At 72.8% G+C, this 19651-nt stretch carries 9 protein-coding genes; 7 read left to right on the top strand and 2 right to left on the bottom strand.

The genetic code is table 11. The features are described from left to right. The coding region (locus D7Y11_RS43515; protein ID WP_199753846.1) for a hypothetical protein at positions 1–430 on the top strand (430 nt) is incomplete at its 5' end. 4 nt (positions 431–434) lie between these two features. Here the strand turns inward: D7Y11_RS43515 and D7Y11_RS33020 are convergent. Then, positions 435–1190 (bottom strand): thioesterase II family protein, encoded by a 756-nt coding sequence (locus tag D7Y11_RS33020; protein WP_126935680.1) that lies wholly within the window; start codon positions 1188–1190, stop codon positions 435–437. Positions 1191–1236: 46 nt separating this feature from the next. On the opposite strand from D7Y11_RS33020, the gene D7Y11_RS33015 reads away from it, so the two are divergent. The 4 genes from D7Y11_RS33015 (at position 1237) to D7Y11_RS33000 (ending at position 6769) form a co-directional block, all read left to right on the top strand. Further along, positions 1237–2094, top strand: a complete 858-nt coding sequence (locus D7Y11_RS33015; protein ID WP_126935679.1) for a bifunctional 2-polyprenyl-6-hydroxyphenol methylase/3-demethylubiquinol 3-O-methyltransferase UbiG — start codon at positions 1237–1239, stop codon at positions 2092–2094. Positions 2095–2202: 108 nt separating this feature from the next. Then, positions 2203–3075: an ABC transporter ATP-binding protein gene (locus D7Y11_RS33010; protein ID WP_233597186.1), complete on the top strand. Its 873-nt coding sequence runs from the start codon at positions 2203–2205 to the stop codon at positions 3073–3075. Beyond that, entirely contained in the window at positions 3068–4165 is a 1098-nt protein-coding gene (locus D7Y11_RS33005) for an ABC transporter permease (protein ID WP_233607457.1), read from the top strand. Before D7Y11_RS33010 ends, D7Y11_RS33005 begins: the two co-directional genes overlap by 8 nt. A 12-nt stretch (positions 4166–4177) precedes the next feature. Continuing rightward, positions 4178–6769, top strand: a complete 2592-nt coding sequence (locus D7Y11_RS33000; protein WP_126935678.1) for a DUF5916 domain-containing protein — start codon at positions 4178–4180, stop codon at positions 6767–6769. Between the two features lie 76 nt (positions 6770–6845). Here the strand turns inward: D7Y11_RS33000 and D7Y11_RS32995 are convergent, their stop codons facing one another. Beyond that, positions 6846–7919, bottom strand: coding sequence for a cupin-like domain-containing protein (locus tag D7Y11_RS32995; protein ID WP_158642031.1), 1074 nt, complete (start codon positions 7917–7919; stop codon positions 6846–6848). Positions 7920–8103: 184 nt separating this feature from the next. Here D7Y11_RS32995 and D7Y11_RS32990 point away from each other — a divergent pair, with 184 nt between their 5' ends. Further along, entirely contained in the window at positions 8104–16818 is an 8715-nt protein-coding gene (locus D7Y11_RS32990; protein ID WP_158642030.1) for a non-ribosomal peptide synthetase, read from the top strand. After that, positions 16815–19651: amino acid adenylation domain-containing protein (locus D7Y11_RS32985; protein ID WP_126935675.1), on the top strand; the 2837-nt coding region annotated here is incomplete at its 3' end. The genes D7Y11_RS32990 and D7Y11_RS32985, both read left to right, overlap by 4 nt.

Below are 19651 nucleotides of genomic sequence, written 5' to 3'. Positions count from 1 at the left end.
CCACCGGCCCCTGCCGGCCCCCAGCGTGCGCGTGTCACGGGACGAGACGCGGGACGGACTGCGGCGGCTGGTGCTCCACGTGGAGTCCGTGGAGCGGGCGCCCCTGCTCCAGGTCCGGTTCGGGGCGGGCACGCCGCTGCGGGCGCTGACCATCGCCGGCCAGCCGGTGGACGCGAGCGCCGTGGCCCGGCTGCGCGACGTGCCGGGCGGCGGGCTGCTGGAGTACTGGGACGTGCCACCGGGAGGCCTGCCGCTGGAGCTCACCGTCCCCGAGGGCACGAAGGTCCAACTCCGCGCGACCGCCGTGCGCTTCGACCTGGACCTGGCCCCCGGCGCGCCCGCGGCCCAACGCCCGGAGGACACCATGCCGGTGCCCTTCGGCTTCGCGGTGACGGACGAGACACTGGTGAGCGTGACGGGCGAGTACTGACGCCTCAGAGTCCCGGCACGGCCCCGCGCAGCTTCCGCCAGAGCACCTGGATGACGGCGGGGTAGCCAGCGCGGATGAAGAGATGCCCCCCGGGCAGCATGTGCTGGGAGAACGCGCCGCGCGTCCGCTCGCGCCACGCGGCCAGCTCCTCCCGGGAGACGGCCGCGTCATCCAGCCCTCCGAAGGCGGAGAGGGGAACGTCCACCGGCTCACCGGGCCCGGGGGCCGCGCTCTCCGCCAGTTGGAGGTCCGCGCGCAGCAGGGGGCCCCACGCCTCCAGGAGCCCCGCGTCCGGGAGCCCGTCGAAGGCCCCCGCGCCCAACTGGCGCACCACCTGGAGGAACTCCGGCTCCGGCAACGCGTGCAGCAGGGGACCCGTGCGCGACAGGCCGGGCGCGGGCGCGCCGGACACGAAGAGGTGCAGCGGCGCGGGCCCGCCCCGCTGGCGCAGGCGCCGCGTCCACTCGAAGGCCACCAGCGCCCCCAGGCTGTGCCCGAAGAAGGCGAACGGCCGGTCCTCCAGCCAGGGCGACAGCGCCGCGTCCATTGCCTCCAGCAGCGCGGGCAGCGACGTGAAGGGCGGCTCCGACAGGCGCTCCTCACGGCCCGGCGGCTGCACCGCGGCCAGCTCCATGCCCTCCGGCAGCACGCCGGCCCAGGGCCGGAACACGGACGCGCCGCCGCCCGCGAACGGGAAGCAGAACAGGCGCACGCGGGTGCCAGCGCGGGCCCGGTGCAGGGGCAACCAGGAGGAAGTCACCCCTCTCTTCTACCCTTCCCCCCTGCACCCCTGGAATCATGGCCCCATGGCTCCCTCCAAAGAACTGCATGAAGCCAACCGGCGCTCGTGGAACGAGGCCACCCCGGCGCACAACAGCCACAAGGGCGACCAGGCCCGCGCCCTGCGCGAAGGCCACTGCACCCTCTTCCCCGAGGAGCGGGAGCTGGTGGGGGACGTGCGGGACCGGTCGCTGGTGCACCTCTTGTGCAACAGCGGGCAGGACACGCTGAGCTTCGCGGCCCGGGGCGCGCGCGTGACGGGCGTGGACATCAGCGACGAGGCCGTCGCGTTCGCGCGCTCGCTCTCCGAGGCGTCCGGCCTCCCGGGCACCTTCGTGCGGCAGGACGTCTACGACTGGCTCGCCGCCGCCTCCGCGGAGGGCACGCGCTACGACGTCGCCTTCTCCTCCTATGGCGCGATGTGCTGGCTGTCCGACCTGGGCGCCTGGGCCCGGGGACTCGCGGGCGTGCTCGCGCCGGGAGGCCGCTTCGTCGTCGTCGACTTCCATCCGCTGGCGCTCACGCTCGACGAACAGTGGAGGCTCCACTACCCCTATGGTGGAGGCGTGCACGTGGAGACCTCTGGCGTGACGGACTACGTCGCGCAGGCGCAGGACGCGCTCGTGCCCTGGGGCTTCAAAGAGGGCGTGAAGGACTTCCGCAACCCGCATCCGGACCACACGTTCCAGTGGGGGCTGGGGGAGATCATCACCGCCCTGTTGTCCGCGGGCCTGCGCCTGGAGGCCCTCCGCGAGTACCCGTACGCGAACGGCGCGCGTCTCTTCCCCCGCATGCGCGAAACAGAGGGCCGCCGCATGTGGCCACCGGAGGAGTTGCCCACCCTCCCGCTGATGTTCGGACTCGTGGTGATCAAGCCAGCTTGAGCCCCGCGCCTACCCGGCACCTCCTTGTTCGCATCCTGGAATTTGTCTATTTCCAGACATGTGGGGATTTCCATCCGTGTGCGGGGACTGCACAAAGAGTTCGGTGATGTGGCTGCCGTTCGGGGCCTCGACCTGGAGGTCCGCACCGGCGAGTGCTTCGGACTCCTGGGCCCCAACGGCGCGGGCAAGACGACGACGCTGGAGATCCTCGAGGGACTCCAGACGGCCACCCGCGGCGAGGTCGAGGTGCTGGGGCGCACCTGGGAGAAGGCCGGGAACGCGCTGCGCGAGCGCATTGGCGTGGTGCTCCAGGAGAACCTCCTCTCCGACAAGCTGACGGTGCGCGAGACGCTGGAGCTCTTCCGGTCCTTCTATTCGCAGGGGCCGGACACGGAGGAGCTGCTGGCGCTGCTCCAGCTCACGGACAAGTCCGACAGCTGGGTGGTGCGGCTGTCCGGCGGCCAGCGGCAGCGGCTGTCCATCGCGTGCAGCCTGGCGGGCGACCCGGAGCTCATCTTCATGGACGAGCCCACCACGGGCCTGGATCCACAGTCGCGCCGGGCGCTCTGGCAGCTCATCTCCGCCTTCCGCGCGCGCGGGCGCACCGTGGTCTTCACCACGCACTACATGGACGAGGCGGAGCAGCTCTGCGACCGCGTGGCGGTGGTGGACAAGGGCCAGGTCATCGCGGTGGGCACGCCCGCGGAGCTGGTCGCGTCGCTGGGCGGAGAGCACGTGGTGGAGCTCACCACGCAGCCCGCGCTGGGCCCGCCGGACTTCGAGTCCGTGGCCGGGGTGACGGCCGCGCGCACCACGCTCACGGGCCGCCTGGCGCTGTCGGTGTCGCGGCCCCACCTGGCGCTGCCCTCCATCCTGGCGCGCATCGCGGAGCGCGGCGCGGAGCTGTCCGGGCTGACCACGCGCAACGCCACGCTGGAGGACGTCTTCGTGTCCCTGACGGGGAGGAACCTGCGTGACTGAGCCCACCATGGACGCGGTCGCTGGCGCGCGGCCCGCGCGGGGACGGCGCATGCCGCCGCTGGCGCGCCTGACGCTCACCCGGCTGCGGGAGTTCATCCGCGAGCCGGGCACCCTCTTCTGGACGTTCGTCTTCCCCATCCTCCTCACGGTGGCGCTGGGCAGCGCGTTCAACCACGGCGTGACGCCGCGCACGCGCGTGGCGGTGGTGGACGGTCCCGGCGCCGAGCGCGTCGCCGCGGCCCTGGCCGCCCACCCGGGCCTCACGCCCGAGCGCGTCCCGGCCTCCGAGGCGAACGCGGGCCTGCGGACCGGCCGGTTCGCGCTGCAGGTGACGCCTCCGGAGCAGACCGGGGGCGCGCTGGCCTACCGCTTCGACCCCACCCGCCCGGAGTCTCCCGCCACGCGCACCTTCGTGGACGACGTGCTCCAGCGCGACGCGGGCCGCGCCGACGCGCGCCCCGTGAAGGACGACGCGGTGAGCGCGCCCGGCACGCGCTACGTGGACTGGCTGGTGCCCGGCCTCGTCGGCATGAACGTGATGGCCGGCAGCATGTGGGGCATCACGTTCGTCATCGTCCTGGCCCGGCAGCGCCGGCTGCTCAAGCGCTTCGCGGCCACGCCCATGCGCCGCCCGGAGTACCTGCTGTCCTTCGCGCTGGCGCGGGGGGTGTTCGTGCTGTGCGTGGACCTGCCGCTCGTGCTGGGCTTCGCGCGCGTGACGTTCGGCATGCCCATCCACGGCTCGCTCGCGGCGGTGGCGGCGGTGGCCCTGGCGGGGACGTTCGCCTTCAGCGGGCTGGCGTTCCTGTGCGCCTCGCGCGCCCGCACCAGCGAGACGGCCGTGGGCCTCATCAACATGGTGATGGTGCCCATGATGGGGCTGGCGGGCATCTTCTTCGCCTCCAGCCACTTCCCGGACGCGGTCCAGCCGCTCATCCGGGCGCTGCCCCTGAGCGCGATGAACGCCTGCATGCGCGCCGTCATCAACGAAGGCGCGCCGCTGTCCGCGCTGCTGCCGGACCTGGCCATCCTGGGCACGTGGGGCTCCGCGTGCTTCGCCCTGGCCGTGCGCCTGTTCCGCTGGACCTGAGCACTCCCCACCATGTCTCCCGTTCCCCGTCCGCGTTCCACGGCGCCCGTCGTCATGGGGCTCCTCACCCTGCTCTGGGCCGCCGCGCCGCGCGCGGAAGGGCCGCCCGCTTCCGGGGCCATCCAGGCCCGGCGCACGCTCAAGCCCATCCAGCTGGACGGCCGGCTGGACGAGGCGGAGTGGGCGCAGGCGCCGCTGTTCGACCGCTTCGTGCAGACCTTCCCGAAGAATGGCGCGGCGCCCAGCGAGCGCACCGACCTGCGCGTCCTCTACGACGACGACAACCTCTACGTCGGCATCCTGGCGCGCGACTCACAGCCCCTGCTCATCAACCGGCAGCTGGGGCGCCGGGACCGGCCCCCGGAGTCGGACTCCGTCACGGTGATGGTGGACAGCGCGCACGACCACCGCACCGCGTACGCGTTCACGGTGAACGCGGGCGGCATCCTCCGGGACGTCCTCTACTTCGAGGACATCAAGTACACCGAGGACTGGGACGCGGTGTGGGACGGCGCCGCCGCGGACCTGCCGGACGGGTGGTCCGCGGAGCTGGTCATCCCCCTGCACCTGCTGCGCTTCCCGGAGGCGCCCACGCACACCTTCGGGCTCGCGGTGCGCCGGCAGCTGGCCCGCACGCGGGAGGTCATCGACTCCACCCTCCTGCCGCGCAACGACAACGCCTTCGTGTCCCGCTTCGGGCACCTGGAGGGCCTGGAGCGCATCCCGTCCCGCGGCGGCGTGCAGCTGACGCCCTACGTCGCCGCGCGCTTCGGCATGAGCCCCCGCTACGCGGACCCGGCGCGCCCCACGCCCCGGCTGGGCTCTCCGTCCGCGGACGTGGGCGTGGACCTGCGCGCGGCGCTCACCAGCGACCTGACGCTCACCGCCACGGTGAACCCGGACTTCGGCCAGGTGGAGGCGGATCAGCTCATCCTCAACCTCAGCACCTTCGAGCAGTTCTTCCCGGAGAAGCGCCCCTTCTTCCTCCAGGGCATGGACGTCTTCCAGCCGGTGGGGGACTCCTCGCAGACGCTCTTCTACACGCGGCGCATCGGCCTGGAGACGCCCATCCTGGCGGCGGTGAAGCTGACCGGAAACCTCACCGACACGCTCCAGGTGGGCGTGCTGGACGCGGTGGTGATGGGCCCCTCCGCGCCCCGGACGGACCTGACGGGTGAGGACGGCGAAGCGCCGCCGGACCGGCGCATCCGCTTCCACCCGTCCCGGCCGCTGCACCTGGGCCCCAACAACGCGCTGCCCGCGCAGGCCGGCGCCGCGCAGAACTTCCTCACCGTCGTGCTGCGGCAGCAGCCCGTCACCGGCGTGTCCGTGGGCGGCACGTTCGCGGCGGCGACGCCCCTGTCGGACCTGTGCGCGGGCGGCCTGCCCCAGGACCCCGCCGAGCGCGACGCGTGCCGGGTGGCCGGCGGGAACGCGGCGGCGCTGGACTGGGACGTGCGCGGCACGGACGGCGCGTGGGGCGTGCGCGGCCAGCTCACCGGCTCGCGCGTGGCGGGAGGCCCGGAGGCGGGGCGTGCCTTGCGCGACGGCACGCTCCTGCGCCCGGGGGACCTGGGCCTGGGCACCTACGTGAGCGGCGGCAAGCAGGGCGGTGAGCCCTTCCGCTTCGACGTGGGCTACGAGTACCTGTCGCCGCGCCTGGAGCTGAGCACCACGGGCTACCAGCCGACCCAGAACCTCCAGGAGGCGTCAGGCCGGGTGTCCTTCGTGCGGCCCACCGGCTTCGGGCCCCTGCTGGACTTCTCCTCCTCCGTGCAGGGCATCAGCAGCTGGACCACGGACGGGCGCGGCATCCGCCTCAGCCACAAGCTCACGGTGGGCGCGCTGGCCACGCTGCCCGGCTTCCACGCCGTGGAGTGCGAGCTGGGCCAGCTGACCGGGCGCAGCGACATCCGCGAGATTCCCCTCACCGGCATCCCCTACGAGCGCCCGCCGTACCGGTACGCGGCGTGCGCGGGCTCCACGGACAAGAACCGCGCCCTCTCCTTCCAGCTGGACGGCTACGTGGGCCGCATCTCCGCCCCGGCGCCCCTGCCCTCCAAGACGGGCGGCGGCGGCGCGGTGACCCTGACGTGGCGCCCCACGCCGCGCCTGGAGACGCAGCTGACCAGCGAGCTGCTGACCAACCTGGACGGGCCCCGCTACGTGGGGGACGAGGACGGCCGGCTCGTGTTCGGCCAGCTGCACCCGCGCGCCGTGTCCTTCACGCTGCGCCAGCTGCTGGTGCTCACCCCGCGGCTCACGCTCCAGGCGTACGCGCAGTTCTTCTCCGCGTACGGCCGCTACGGCCCCTTCTTCGAAGGAACCCCGGACGCCAACGGCCGGCTGCCGCTCGCGCGGCTGACGCCCACCACGACCGCGCTGGACCCGGACTTCCACGAGTCCGCGCTCAACCTCAACGCCGTGCTGCGTTGGGAGTACCGGCTGGGTTCCACGCTGTACTTCGTCTACTCACGCGCCCAGACGGAGCTGCCCACCACGCCGGGCACCCCCCAGGTGACCCGCCTGGCGCCCAACCAATTGCTGGACGGCGCCACCACGGACACCTGGTTGTTGAAGTGGTCCCACCAGTGGGGGCTTTGAGATGTATCAGGTCCGGCGCCCACCCCATCCCCCGCCGATGCAAGGGATTGGGCGGGCGCCAGCCCTCAAAACCAACTCAAGCCGTGGGGCGCTCGTCTGAATACAGGGAACCCGCCAGGACATCCATGCTCCGGATGGCCCCGCGAATCTCTTCCAGGAAGGGACGGCTCAGGTCTCCCTTCAGGCCGTCCGTGCAGAAGCTGGCGTAGATGTCATTGACCACCTGCTGGAGGTGGTTGGCCTTCTCCACGGGGTTGTCCATGGGCTTGAGGAACTCCGCCTCCAGCCGCGCGAAGGCCTTGCGGCCCTGCTCGTCCACCCCCCGCTCGTTCGCCAGCTTCCAGGCGATGTGCTGGAGGCGGTAGTCGGTGTGGAAGTGGTCCGCCAGGAAGCGCAGGTACCGGTTGCGGCGGAAGCGCATGGTCAGCGCCATGCTGGTGTCCATGTACTCGAAGTAGTGCCACATCAGGGCGGGCATGAAGAGCGTCTCGCCGGTGCGAATCACCGCCTGGTAACCGCCCACGTAGCGCACGAAGTTGTCGTTCTCCTCCTGGCTGAGTCCTTCCGGGCTGAGCGCGCTGTTGTTACGCATGGGCAGGATCTTCCGCGACGACGTGGGCGGCACCAGCACCACGCGTTTCTCCCCCCAGAGCTGGTACTGGAAGATGTTCTTGTAGTCCGCGTCGAAGTGCATGTGGGTGAAGTTGCCCGTGTTACCCAACCACAGCATCGACATGTACTCGTCGGGTTCCCCCGGGTCCGGCTGACAGTACTCGGGGATGGTGTATCCAGCCTCCACCTTCTGGATCATCGACCGGGGGACCTCCGCGCAGACCAGACGGCTGTCAGGGTCCTTTGCCACCATCTCCAGGTAGCCGTTCACCGTGCTCTGGTTCTTCCCGATGTCGGAGAAGGTGAAGTCCTTCGAGATGAGCATCGACAGCATGCGGGTGAAGTATTCCTCGTGGCCCTCCTGCACCACGACGGGCATGTCCCCCAGCTCCTTGCGGGCGATGTCCAGGCTGGACAGCCGGCTGATGGGCTGCCCCTCGAACAGGTTCGTGATGATGACGGGCTTCTGCTTCCGCACGTACTCGTCGAGGAAGACTTCGCGAGTAGGGGCCTTGATGCGCTCGATGTTCTCGTACATCCGCTCTCCTAGAGGGACCCGGTGTTGGGATTGCGACCCGCATGGTTGTCTTTGGGCTGAAAACAACCAGTTCTCAAGGAATTTACAGGCTTCAAGCATATCAATGCAAGATTTGACATACACGACTTGGCCGTGACACATGAATGGTGTTTTCCAAGCCATACATCGCCTGGAGCCCAACGACATGTCGCCGGCCAGCCTGATTGAACTCCTGCGCATTCGTGCCACGGAAGCGCCAGGACATCAGGGCTACACCTTCCTGGTGGATGGTGAATCCGAAGAAGCAGCGCTCACCTATGGAGAGTTCGACCGGCAGGCGCGTGCCATTGGCGCCTGGCTCCAGGCGAACGGGGCGCGGGGGGAGCGGGCGCTGTTGCTGTTCCCGCCGGGCAACGAATACCTGACGGCCTTCTTCGGGTGCCTGTACGCGGGCGTGGTGGCGGTGCCGGCGTATCCGCCGGACGTGACGCGCCTCAACCGCAGCCTGCCGCGCCTGGAGGCGATGGTGCGCGACGCGCGGGCGCGCTTCGTGCTCACCACGGAGATGATCCACGGCATGGCCGGGATGCTCTTCGAGCAGGCGCCGGAATTGGCGGGGCTCACCTGGGTGGCCACGGACGCGCTGGCGCCGGGGCTGGAGGACGGCTGGAAGGACCCGGGCGTCACGGGGGACGCGCTGGCGTTCCTCCAGTACACGTCCGGCTCCACGGGCAGCCCCAAGGGCGTGATGCTGACGCATCGCAACCTGCTGGCGAACCTGGCGCTCATCCACCGCGCGTTCGGCCACTCGCGCGACAGCCGGGGCGTCATCTGGCTGCCGCCGTACCACGACATGGGGCTCATCGGCGGGCTGCTCCAGCCGCTCTACGGCGGCTTCCCCGTCGTGCTGATGTCGCCCATCGCGTTCCTGCAGCGCCCCTTCCGCTGGCTCCAGGCGGTGTCGCGCTACGGGGCCACGACGAGCGGCGGGCCCAACTTCGCCTACGACCTGTGCGTCCGGAAGGTCAGCGCCGAGGAGCGCGCGACGCTGGACCTGAGCCGCTGGAAGGTGGCCTTCAACGGCGCGGAGCCCATCCGGCCGGAGACGCTGGAGCGCTTCCACGAAGCCTTCGCGCCGCAGGGCTTCCGCAGGGAGGCCTTCTTCCCCTGCTACGGGCTGGCCGAGTCGACGCTCATCGTCACCGGGCACGCGCTGGGCACCGCGCCGGTGACGGACGGAGTGAACCTGGTGGGCTCCGGCCGGGTGCTGGAGGGGAACACGGTGCGGCTGGTGGACGCGCGCACCGCCCGCGAGTGCGCGCCTGGCGAGGAGGGCGAAATCTGGGTGGCGGGCGCCAGCGTGGGCCAGGGCTATTGGGAGCGGCCGGAGGAGAGCGCGCGCGTCTTCCACGCGCGGGTGGAGGGCGGGGGCTCGGACGACGCGCGCTACCTGCGCACCGGCGACCTGGGCGTGCTGCGCGGCGGCGAGCTGTTCGTCACCGGGCGCATCAAGGACCTCATCATCCTGCGCGGGCGCAACCTGTACCCGCAGGACGTGGAGTCCACCACGGTGCGCGTGCACCCCGCGCTGAGGCCGGGCTGCACCGCGGCGTTCTCCGTGGAGCTGGAGGGCGAGGAGCGGCTGGTCATCGTGCAGGAGGTGGACGCGCGCCACGCCGGCACGGACCTGGAGGCGCTGGCCCGGAGCATCCGCGAGGCCGTGGCGCTGGCGCACGATGCCCAGGCCCATGACGTGGTGCTCATCCAGGGCGGCTCCCTGCCGAAGACGTCCAGCGGCAAGGTGCAGCGGTACGCGTGCCGGCAGGCGTGGCTCGCCGGGGAGCTGGAGGTGCTGGGCCAGAGCACGCTCCAGGCCTCCGTTCCGCCCGTGCCCACGCTGCGTCCGGAGCAGCTGCTCGCGCTCCCGGAGCCGGAGCGCGCGGCGCTCTTGGAGGCGTCGCTGGTGGACGCGGTGGCGGCGAGGCTGCGCCTTCCGCGCGCGCACGTCGACGCGGAGCGGACGCTCATCAGCCTGGGGCTGGACTCGCTGGCGACGGTGGAGCTCAAGAGCGACCTGGACGCGTGGCTGGGCACGGACACGTCCCTGGCGCGGCTGATGGACGCGGTGAGCCTGCGGGCCCTGGCGCGGGAGCTGGTGGGCTCGCTGGGACAGCGGCCGCTCGCGCCCACGGCGTCGGGGGACGCGCTGGGACGCCACCCGGTGTCCGAGGGACAGAAGGCGCTCTGGCTGGCGCAGCGCCTGGCGCCGGACAGCACCGCGAACCACCTCGCCTTCGCGGTGCGCTTCCACACGCCCGCGGACGTGCCCACGCTGCGCGAGGCGCTGGCGCGGCTGGTGGCGCGGCACCCGGCCCTGCGCACCACCTTCCACCTGGAGCACGCGGGTGAGCTCGTGCAGCAGGTGCACCCGGCCCCGCGCACCACCTTCCATCTGGAGCGCGGTGAGCTGGTGCAGAGGGCGGACGCGGCCCCGAACACCACGCTCCACCTGGAGCACGGCGCGCTCGTGCAGCGGGCGGGCACGGCCCCGCGCACCACGCTCCACCTGGAGCACGGTGCGCTCGTGCAGCGGGCGGGCACGGCCCCGCGCACCACGCTCCACCTGGAGCACGGCGCGCTCGTGCAGCGGGCGGACGCGGCCCCGCGCACCACGCTCCACCTGGAGCACGGTGATTTCGTGCAGCGGGCGGACGCGGCCATTGGCGAGGGGCTCCTGGAGGACGCGACCTCGCTTCCGCTGGAGGACGCTCCGCTGCGGCGCGCGCTGGCGGCGGACGCGTCACGCCCGTTCTCGCTGGAGCAGGGGCCGCTCTTGCGCGCCTCGCTGTACGCCCACGCTGGCGGCGGCCAGGTGCTGCTGCTCGCGGCGCACCATCTCATCCTGGACCTGTGGTCGCTGGCGCTGCTCGCGGAGGAGCTGCACGGGCTCTACCCCGCGTTGAAGGAGGGACGAGACTCCGCGTCCCCTGCTCCGGCCCTGCGGCCCTCGGACTTCGCCCGCTGGCAGCGCCCGTTCCTGGAGGGCCCCGAGGGTGAGCGGCTGTTCGCGTACTGGCACAAGCAGTTGGACGGCGTGCCTGACGTCCTGGAGCTGCCCACCGACCGCGCCCGTCCCCCGGTGCGCGCGTTCCGGGGCTCAGCGTGCACCTTCCGGCTGGACGCGGACCTGACGCGGCGGCTGCGCGCGCTGGCGCGTGAAGAGGGCACGACGCTGTTCTCGCTGCTGCTCGCCACGTGGCAGGTCCTCCTCGCCCGGCATGCGGGACAGGAGCGCTTCGCGGTCGGCTCGCCCGCGGCGGGGCGCACGCGCGCGGGGCTGGAGGACGTCGTCAGCTACCACGTCAATCCCGTGGCGCTGGTGGCGGACCTGTCCGGGGACCCGTCCTTCCGCGAGCACCTGGGCCGGGTCCGGCGCACGGTGCTGGAGGCGCTGGAGCACCAGGAGTTCCCCTTCCCCCTGCTCGTGGAACGGCTGCGGCGTCCGCGCGACGCGAGCCGGTCTCCGTTGTTCCAGGCGGTGTTCGCCTGGGAGCAGCCGCACCGGCGCGAGGAGCTCACCCCTCTGGTGCTGGGCCTTCCTGGAGTGCGCGTGCGCTTCGCGGGGCTGGAGGCGGAGAGCGTGCCGGTGGAGCTGGGCACCGCGCAGTTCGACCTCGCGCTCCAGATGGCGGATGCGCCGAGCGGGTTGGACGGCGCGCTCCGCTACGACACGGACCTCTTCGACGCGGACACCGCCGGGCGCATGGTGGCGCGCTTCACGTGCCTGCTCGCGGGCATCGCGGCGGACGCGGACCAGCGCGTGTCGGCCCTGCCGCTGCTGCCGGACGCGGAGCAGGAGCGCGTGCGCACGTTCAGCGCGGGGGCCCTGGCGCCCGCGTCCTTCACCCCCGTTCACCACGCCATCGCGTCACACGCCGCGCTCGCGCCCGACGCGCTGGCCATCGCTTCGGACGGGCGGCATTGGACGTACGGAATGCTGGAGCGCCAGGCCCGCGTACTCGCGCGAAGGCTGCGCCAGCTGGGCGTGGGTCCGGACGTGCGCGTCGGCGTGCTGATGCACCGCTCGCCCGAGCAGGTGCTGTCGCTGCTGGGCGTCCTCAAGGCGGGCGGCGCGTACGTGCCGCTGGATCCGGATGCACCGCGGGCGCGGTTGGAAGCACTGCTGGAGGACGTGGGCGCGGCGGTGGTGCTCACGACGCCAGAGCTGCGCTCACGGCTGCCTGCGTCCGCGCGGGTGCTGGACGACGTGACGGCCGCGGCCCACGACGTGCCGGACACCTCGCTGGACGTCACGCCCGACGAGGATCACCTCGCCTACGTCATCTATACGTCCGGCTCCACCGGGCGGCCCAAGGGTGTGCAGCTCACGCACGGCGGACTGGCCCACTTCGCGGGCTGGTACCAGCGGACCTTCGGGCTGTCGCCCTCGGCGCGGGCCACGCACCTGTCCACGCCGGTCTTCGACGCGTCCGTGCTGGAGGTGTGGCCCGCGCTCATCGCGGGCGCCAGCCTGCACCTGCCCGGCGATGACGTGCGCGCCATGCCGGAGCGGCTCGTCGCGTGGCTCGCCGCCGAGCGCATCACCCACACCTTCCTCACCACGGCCCTGGCGGAGGGCGTGCTCGGACAGGCGTGGCCCCAGTCGCTCGCGCTGCGCGAGCTGACCACCGGCGGTGACCGCCTGCACCGGCGGCCCTCCACGCGCACTCCCTTCCGCGTCACCAACCTCTACGGTCCCACCGAAGGCACCGTGGCCGCCACCTTCGCCCCGGTCGAGCCCGGGGACGTGGCGTCCGGCCTGCCCACCATCGGCCGGCCGCTGGACGGCGTGCGCGTGCACGTGCTCGACGCGGAGCTGCGGCCCCAGCCGCTGGGGGTCGCGGGCGAGCTGTGCATCGGCGGGCCGGGCGTGGCTCGGGGCTACCTGGACCGCCCCGACCTCACCGCCCGTGCCTTCGTGCCGGATCCCTTCAGCGCGGTCCCCGGCGCGCGCCTGTACCGGACCGGAGACCTCGCGCGCCTGTTGCCGGAGGGCGAGCTCCAGTTCCTGGGCCGGCTCGACCATCAGGTGAAGCTGCGCGGCTTCCGCATCGAACTGGGGGAGATTGAATCCGTCCTCCAGCGTCACCCGGACGTGCGGCAGTGCGTGGTCGCGGTGCGCGACGAGCCTCCCGCGGGCAAGCGCCTCGTCGCCTACGTCGTCGCCGCGCCGGACGCGGTGCTCACCGGAGCCGCGCTGCGCGAGCACGTGCGCCGCGAGCTGCCGGAGGTGATGTGCCCCGCGGCCTTCGTGCTCCTGCCCGCGCTGCCGCTGACCCCCACGGGCAAGGTGGACCGTCAGGCCCTGCCCGCGCCCGAGCTGGAGCGCTCCACGTCCCCGGAGGACGCGGCGCCGCGCACCGCCACGGAGCAGTCGCTCGCGGGCCTCTGGGCGGAGCTGCTCGGCGGGGCCGTGGGCCTGCACGAGGACTGGTTCGCGATGGGCGGCCACTCGCTGCTGGCCGCGCGGCTGCTCGCTCGAGTGCGCGAGGTGTTCGGGGTGGAGCTGCCCCTGCGCACGCTGTTCGAGGCGCCCACGGTGGCCTCGCTCGCCGCGCGCATCGACGGGGGCGTGCGCGCTCCGGCGCGAGGCCCCACGCTGACGCACCGGACGGACCGCGCGCCGGAAGCGCCGCTGTCCTACGCGCAGGAGCGGCTGTGGTTCCTGGACCAGTTGGAGCCCGGCGACGCGCGCTACCACCTGCCCGCGGCGGTGCGCCTCCAGGGTCCGCTGGATGTCGCGGCGCTGCGCCGAGGCCTGGATGAAGTGGTCCACCGCCACGAGGCGCTGCGCACCACCTTCTCCCAGCACCAGGGCCGCGCCGTTCAGCGCGTCCATGCGCACGTCCCCTTCGAACTGCCCGAAGTGGACCTGGGCGGCCTGTCCCAGGAGGCGCGCGACGCGGAGGTGCACCGGCTCGCGAAGCATGAGGCCCGCGCTCCGTTCCCGCTCGCCCAAGGCCCCCTGCTGCGCGGGCAGCTGCTGCGGCTGGGCCCTGACGAGCACGTGCTGCTGCTGACGCTCCACCACATCGTCGCGGATGGCGAGTCCATCGCCGTGCTGCTGCGGGAGCTGGGCGCGCTGTACGCGGCGTTCTCCACGGGCGTCCCTCCGGCGCTCGCGCCGCTGACGCTCCAGTACATCGACTTCGCGCTGTGGCAGCGGGAGTGGCTGGCGGACGGCGTGCTGGAGCGGCAGCTCGCGCACTGGAAGCAGCGGCTGGCGGGCGCCCCCGGCGTCCTGGAGCTGCCCACGGACCGGCCCCGGCCCGCGGTGCGGACACTCGCGGGCGGCCGTCACGCGGTCCATCTCCCGGCGGCGCTCGCCGGTGGACTCGCGGAGCTGGGCCGGCGCGAAGGCGCCACGCCGTTCATGACGCTGCTGGCGGCGTTCCAGACGCTGCTGCTGCGCTACACGGGCCAGGAGGACCTCGTCGTGGGCTGCCCGCTGTCCAACCGCACGCGCGTGGAGACCGAAGGGCTCATCGGCTTCTTCGTCAACACGCTGCCCCTGCGCACGGACGCCTCTGGCAACCCCTCCTTCCGCCAGCTGCTGGGCCGGGTGCGCGAGTCCGTGCTCGCGGCGCACGAGCACCAGGACGTGCCCTTCGAGAAGCTGGTCGAAGCGCTCGCGGTGGAGCGCGACCTGGGCCGCACGCCGCTCTTCCAGGTGGCGTTCTCCTACCAGGACGCGCCCCTGCCCTCCCGCGCTCTCCAGGGGCTGCGCCTGACGCTCCTGGAGTCCGAATCCGCTCCGGCGAAGTTCGACCTGGACCTCTCGCTGGAGCGCGGCGAGGACGGCGGGCTGACCGCGCGCTTCGAATACGACGCGGACCTCTTCGACGCGGCCTCCATCGCGCGCCTCGCGGGGCACTTCCAGGAGCTGCTGGCCAGCATCGCGGCGGATCCCGACGGCCGCGTGGGCGACCTGTCCCTGATGACGGCGGACGAGCGGCACACGCTGCTCCACGGGTGGAACCCGCGCCCGGTGGCGCCGCCGTCCCACGTCCCCGTGCACGCGCGCTTCGAGTCCTGGGCGCAGCGCACGCCGGACGCGCTCGCGGTGGCCTTCGCGGGTGAGGCGCTCACCTACGGCCAGCTCGAAGCCCGCGCGAACCGGCTGGCCTGGCACCTGCGCGGCCTGGGCGTGGGGCCCGACGTGCCCGTGGCGCTCTGTCTGGAGCGCTCGACCGCGTTCGTCGAAGCGGCGCTGGGCGTGCTCAAGGCGGGCGGCGCCTACGTTCCGTTGGACCCTTCCGCGCCCCCGGAGCGGCTCCAGTCCATCCTGGAGGACGTCCGCGCGCCGGTGCTCCTGGCCTCTCGGAACACCGCCGCGCTGGCGCTTCCGCCGGACTGCCGGTGCCTGCTCGCGGAGGACGGCTTCGACGCCACTGCGGAGCCCGCGAATGCCCCGCCGGAGCTCACGGGCCCGCGCCACCTGGCGTACGTCATCTACACGTCGGGCTCCACCGGCCGCCCCAAGGGCGTGGAGCTGGAGCACGCGGGACTGGCCCACCTGGTGGACTGGCATCAGCGGACCTACGCGCTGACGCCGGAGGACCGCACGACCCAGGCCGCCGGGCCCGCGTTCGACGCCGCGGTGTGGGAGCTGTGGCCCACCCTCACTGCGGGCGCCAGCCTCCACATCGTGGAGGACGAGGTGCGCGGCGTGCCCTCGCGGCTCGTCGCGTGGCTCACCGATGAGCGCATCACCCGCTGCTTCCTGCCCACGCCGCTCGCGGAGGCGGTGCTCACGCAGCCGTGGCCCGCGAACGCGGCGCTGCGGACGCTGCTCACCGGCGGAGACCGGCTGCACCGGGGCGCGCCCGAAGGCACACCGTTCCAGTTGATCAACCACTACGGCCCCACGGAGTGCACGGTCGTCGCCACCAGCGGGCCCGTCTCCGCGGGCGCCGTGAACCCGCCCATCGGGCGCCCCATCGCGAACACCCAGGCCTACGTCCTGGACGCGCGCCAGCAACCCGTCCCCGTGGGCGTCCCTGGCGAGCTGTGGTTGGGCGGCCTGGGGCTCGCGCGCGGCTACCTGAACCGTCCGGAGCTCACCGCGCGCGCCTTCGTGCCGCACCCCTTCGACGCGCGCGACGGCGCCCGCATCTATCGCACCGGCGACCGGGTCCGCTTCCTGCCGGACGGGGCGCTCGAGTTCCTGGGCCGCGCCGACACGCAGGTGAAGCTGCGCGGCCTGCGCCTCGAACTGGGAGAGGTGGAGTCGCTCGCGCTGGAGCACCCCGCCGTGCGGCAGGCCATCGCGACGGTCCGCGAGGAGGGGCCCGGCGACAAGCGGCTGGTGCTCCACGCGGTTGTGGCGCCGGGACAGGCGTGCACGGAAGGCGACCTCAAGACCCACCTGCGCCGCCGGCTGCCGGAGTCCCTGGTCCCGTCCGCCATCCTGTTCCTGGACGCGCTCCCGCTCACCCTCAACGGGAAGGTGGACCGTCGCGCGCTGCCCGCGCCGGATGCCACGCCCCGCGCGGACGGTGTGGCCCCCCGCGACGCCACGGAGCAGCGGCTGGCGGACATCTGGACGGAGCTGCTCGGGGCTCCCCGGGTGGGCGTCCACGACGACTTCTTCGAGCTGGGCGGCAACTCGCTGCTCGCCACCCAGGTCATCTCGCGCGTGCGCGAGTCCTTCGGCGTGGACGTGCCCCTGCGCAGCGCCTTCGAGGCGCGCACCGTGGCCGCGCTCGCGCAGGTCGTCTCACGGCAGGCGGAGTCCCGGAAGCAGCCCGTCCTCACGGCGCGCGCGCCAGATGAGGCGCTGCCCCGGGTGGATGGGCTGTCCGAGGCGGAGCTGGACGCACTCATCGCTGAGCTCGAAAGCGGAGAAATCGAATCATGAGTGACGAGAAGCAGTCCTCCGCGTTGGAGGAGAAGCGCGCCCGCGCCCGGGCCCTCATCCAGCAGCGCGCGGCGAAGCCCCGAGCCTTGCCGCCCTCCTTCGCCCAGCAGCGGCTGTGGTTCCTGGATCGGCTGGAGCCGGGCAGCCACCACTACGGCATCCCCTTCGCCGTGCGCCTCAGCGGAACGCTGGAGAGAAGCGCCCTGGAGAAGAGCTTCCAGGAGATCGTCCAGCGCCACGAATCCCTGCGCACGACCTTCCAGGCCCGCGAGGGCGAGGCCGTGCAGGTCGTGGGGCCCGCGCCCGAGCTGCCGCTGCACGTGGTGGACCTGGGCGGGCTGGACGCGCAAGAGACCGCGCGCCGGGTGCGGGAGCTGACCGCCGAGGACGTGGCCGCGCCCTTCGACCTGGAGCGCGGTCCGTTGATCCGCTGGAAGCTGCTGCGCCTGTCGGACGCCGAGCACATCCTGCTGCTGTCGATGCACCACATCGTCTCCGACGGCTGGTCCATCGGCGTGTTCGTGCGCGAGCTGGCCGCGCTGTACGCGGCCTTCCTCCAGGGCGCGCCCTCGCCGCTCCCGCCGCTCACGGTGCAGTACTCCGACTTCGCCCGCTGGCAGCGCGACTGGCTCCAGGGCGACGTGCTGGAGGAGCAGCTCGCGTACTGGCGCGCGCACCTGGCGGACGCGCCCACCGCGCTGGGCCTTCCCACGGACCGGCCGCGTCCTCCGGCCCAGACCTTCCGCGGCACGCAGCTGCCCCTGGGTGTGTCCCCGGCCGTCACCGCCGCGCTGAACGTCCTGTCCCGTCAGGAGGGGGCCACGCTGTTCATGACCCTGATGGCCGCGTGGCTGGTGCTGCTCCAGCGCTACACGCGCCAGGACGACCTCGTCGTCGGCACGCCCATCGCCAACCGCAACCGCGCGGAGACCGAGGGGCTCATCGGCTTCTTCGTCAACACGCTGCCCCTGCGCGCGAACCTCTCCGGCGACCCGCGCTTCACGGACCTGGTGGGCCGCGTGCGCGAGACGGCCCTGGGCGGCTTCGCCCACCAGGACGTCCCCTTCGAGAAGCTGGTGATGGACCTGCGCGTGAAGCGGGACCTGAGCCGCTCGCCGCTCTTCCAGACGATGTTCGTCCTCCAGAACGCGCCGCTCCAGCCGCTGGCGCTCCCGGGGCTCACGCTGACGAACCTGGACCTGGAGACGGACACCGCCAAGTTCGAGCTCACCCTCACGCTGGTCGAGACCTCGGGCGCGCTGACGGGCTGGCTCGAATACAACACGGACCTCTTCGACGCCTCCACCGCCCACCGGCTGGCGCGGGCCTACGAGCGCCTGCTGGAGGGCATCGCGGCGGATCCGGAGCGCCACGTCTCCGCGCTGCCGCTGCTGGACGCGGCCGGCCGCCAGCAGGCGCTGGAGTCCTTCCACCCTCCCGCGGTGCCGCTGTCTCCGCGCCCCCTGCACGTCCTCTTCGAGGAGCAGGCACGGCGCACGCCGGAGGCCATCGCGGTGGAGTGCGAGGACGACCTCCTCACGTACGCGGAGCTGGAGCGCCGGGCCAACCGGCTCGCGCACCTTCTGCTCGCATCCGGCCTGGAGCCCGAGGAGCGCGTGGCGTTGTGCCTGCCCCGCTCGACGGAGGTGCTGGTGGCGATGCTCGCGGTCATGAAGGCCGGCGGCGCCTTCGTGCCGATGGACGCCGGAGCCCCCACGCAGCGGCTGGCCCTGATGGTCGCGGAGTGCCGCGCCCGCTACGTGCTCGCGCCCGCCTCGCTCGCGGTCAAGCTGCCGGTGCCGCCGGAGGCGCGCCTGGAGCCCGGCGCGTGGCGACAGGAAGGCCTGCCCCAGACGCCTCCCGCGCGGACCGTCCACCTGGAGCAGCTGGCCTACGTGGTGCACACCTCCGGCTCCACTGGCGTGCCCAAGGGCGTGATGATCTCCCACGCGGGCATCGCCAACCGGATGCTCTGGGAACAGCACGCGCTGCCCATCGGGCCGGAAGACCGGGTCCTCCAGGTGGCCTCGTTCGGCTTCGACGCCTCCATCTGGGAGTTCTTCCGCGCGCTGCTCGCGGGGGCTCGCTCGGTGATGGTGCGCGACGGCGCGCACCAGGACAGCCGCTACATCGCGGACCTCATGGCCCGGCGCGGCGTCACGCAGATGAACGTGGTGCCGTCGCTGCTGCGCGTGGTGCTGGAGGAGCCGCGCATGGGGGACTGCCACGCGCTGCGCACGGTGGTCTGCGGAGGCGAGGCGCTGACGACGGACCTGGTGGACCGGCTGGCGGAGCACTCCTCCGCGACGCTCTTCAACTTCTACGGCCAGACGGAGGTGTCCATCGACGCCACGTGGTTCACCTGCGTGCCCGGCATGGCGCGCAAGGCGGTGCCGCTGGGCCAGCCGCTGGGCAACATGAAGATGCATGTGCTGGACGTGCGCGGACAGCCCGTTCCCCCGGGCGCGCCCGGCGAGGTGTACCTGGGCGGACCGGGCCTGGCGCGAGGCTACTTCCTGCGGCCGGACCTGAGCGCGGAGCGCTTCGTGCCAGACCCCTTCGGCCCTCCGGGCTCGCGCCTGTTCCGCACCGGCGACCTGGCCCGACAGCTGCCGGACGGCGAGCTGGAGTTCCTGGGGCGCGGCGACCACCAGGTGAAGATCCGCGGCGTCCGCGTGGAGCTGGGCGAGATTGAAGCAGCGCTCCGCCAGCACCCCGCCATCCAGGACGTGGTGGTGCTCGCGCGCGAGCAGGCCGTGGAACCCGAGCCCCCCGCGATGGATCCGCGCCTGCTCCCGCTGGAGCCGCCCCCGCGCGGCCCGTCCCCGCATCC

The organism is Corallococcus sp. AB018, assembly GCF_003986945.1.
In the GTDB taxonomy this organism is placed as follows: Bacteria; Myxococcota; Myxococcia; order Myxococcales; family Myxococcaceae; genus Corallococcus; species Corallococcus exiguus.
The sequence above is the reverse complement of the archived record's forward strand: the minus strand, read 5'-3'. Positions and strand labels throughout refer to the sequence as shown.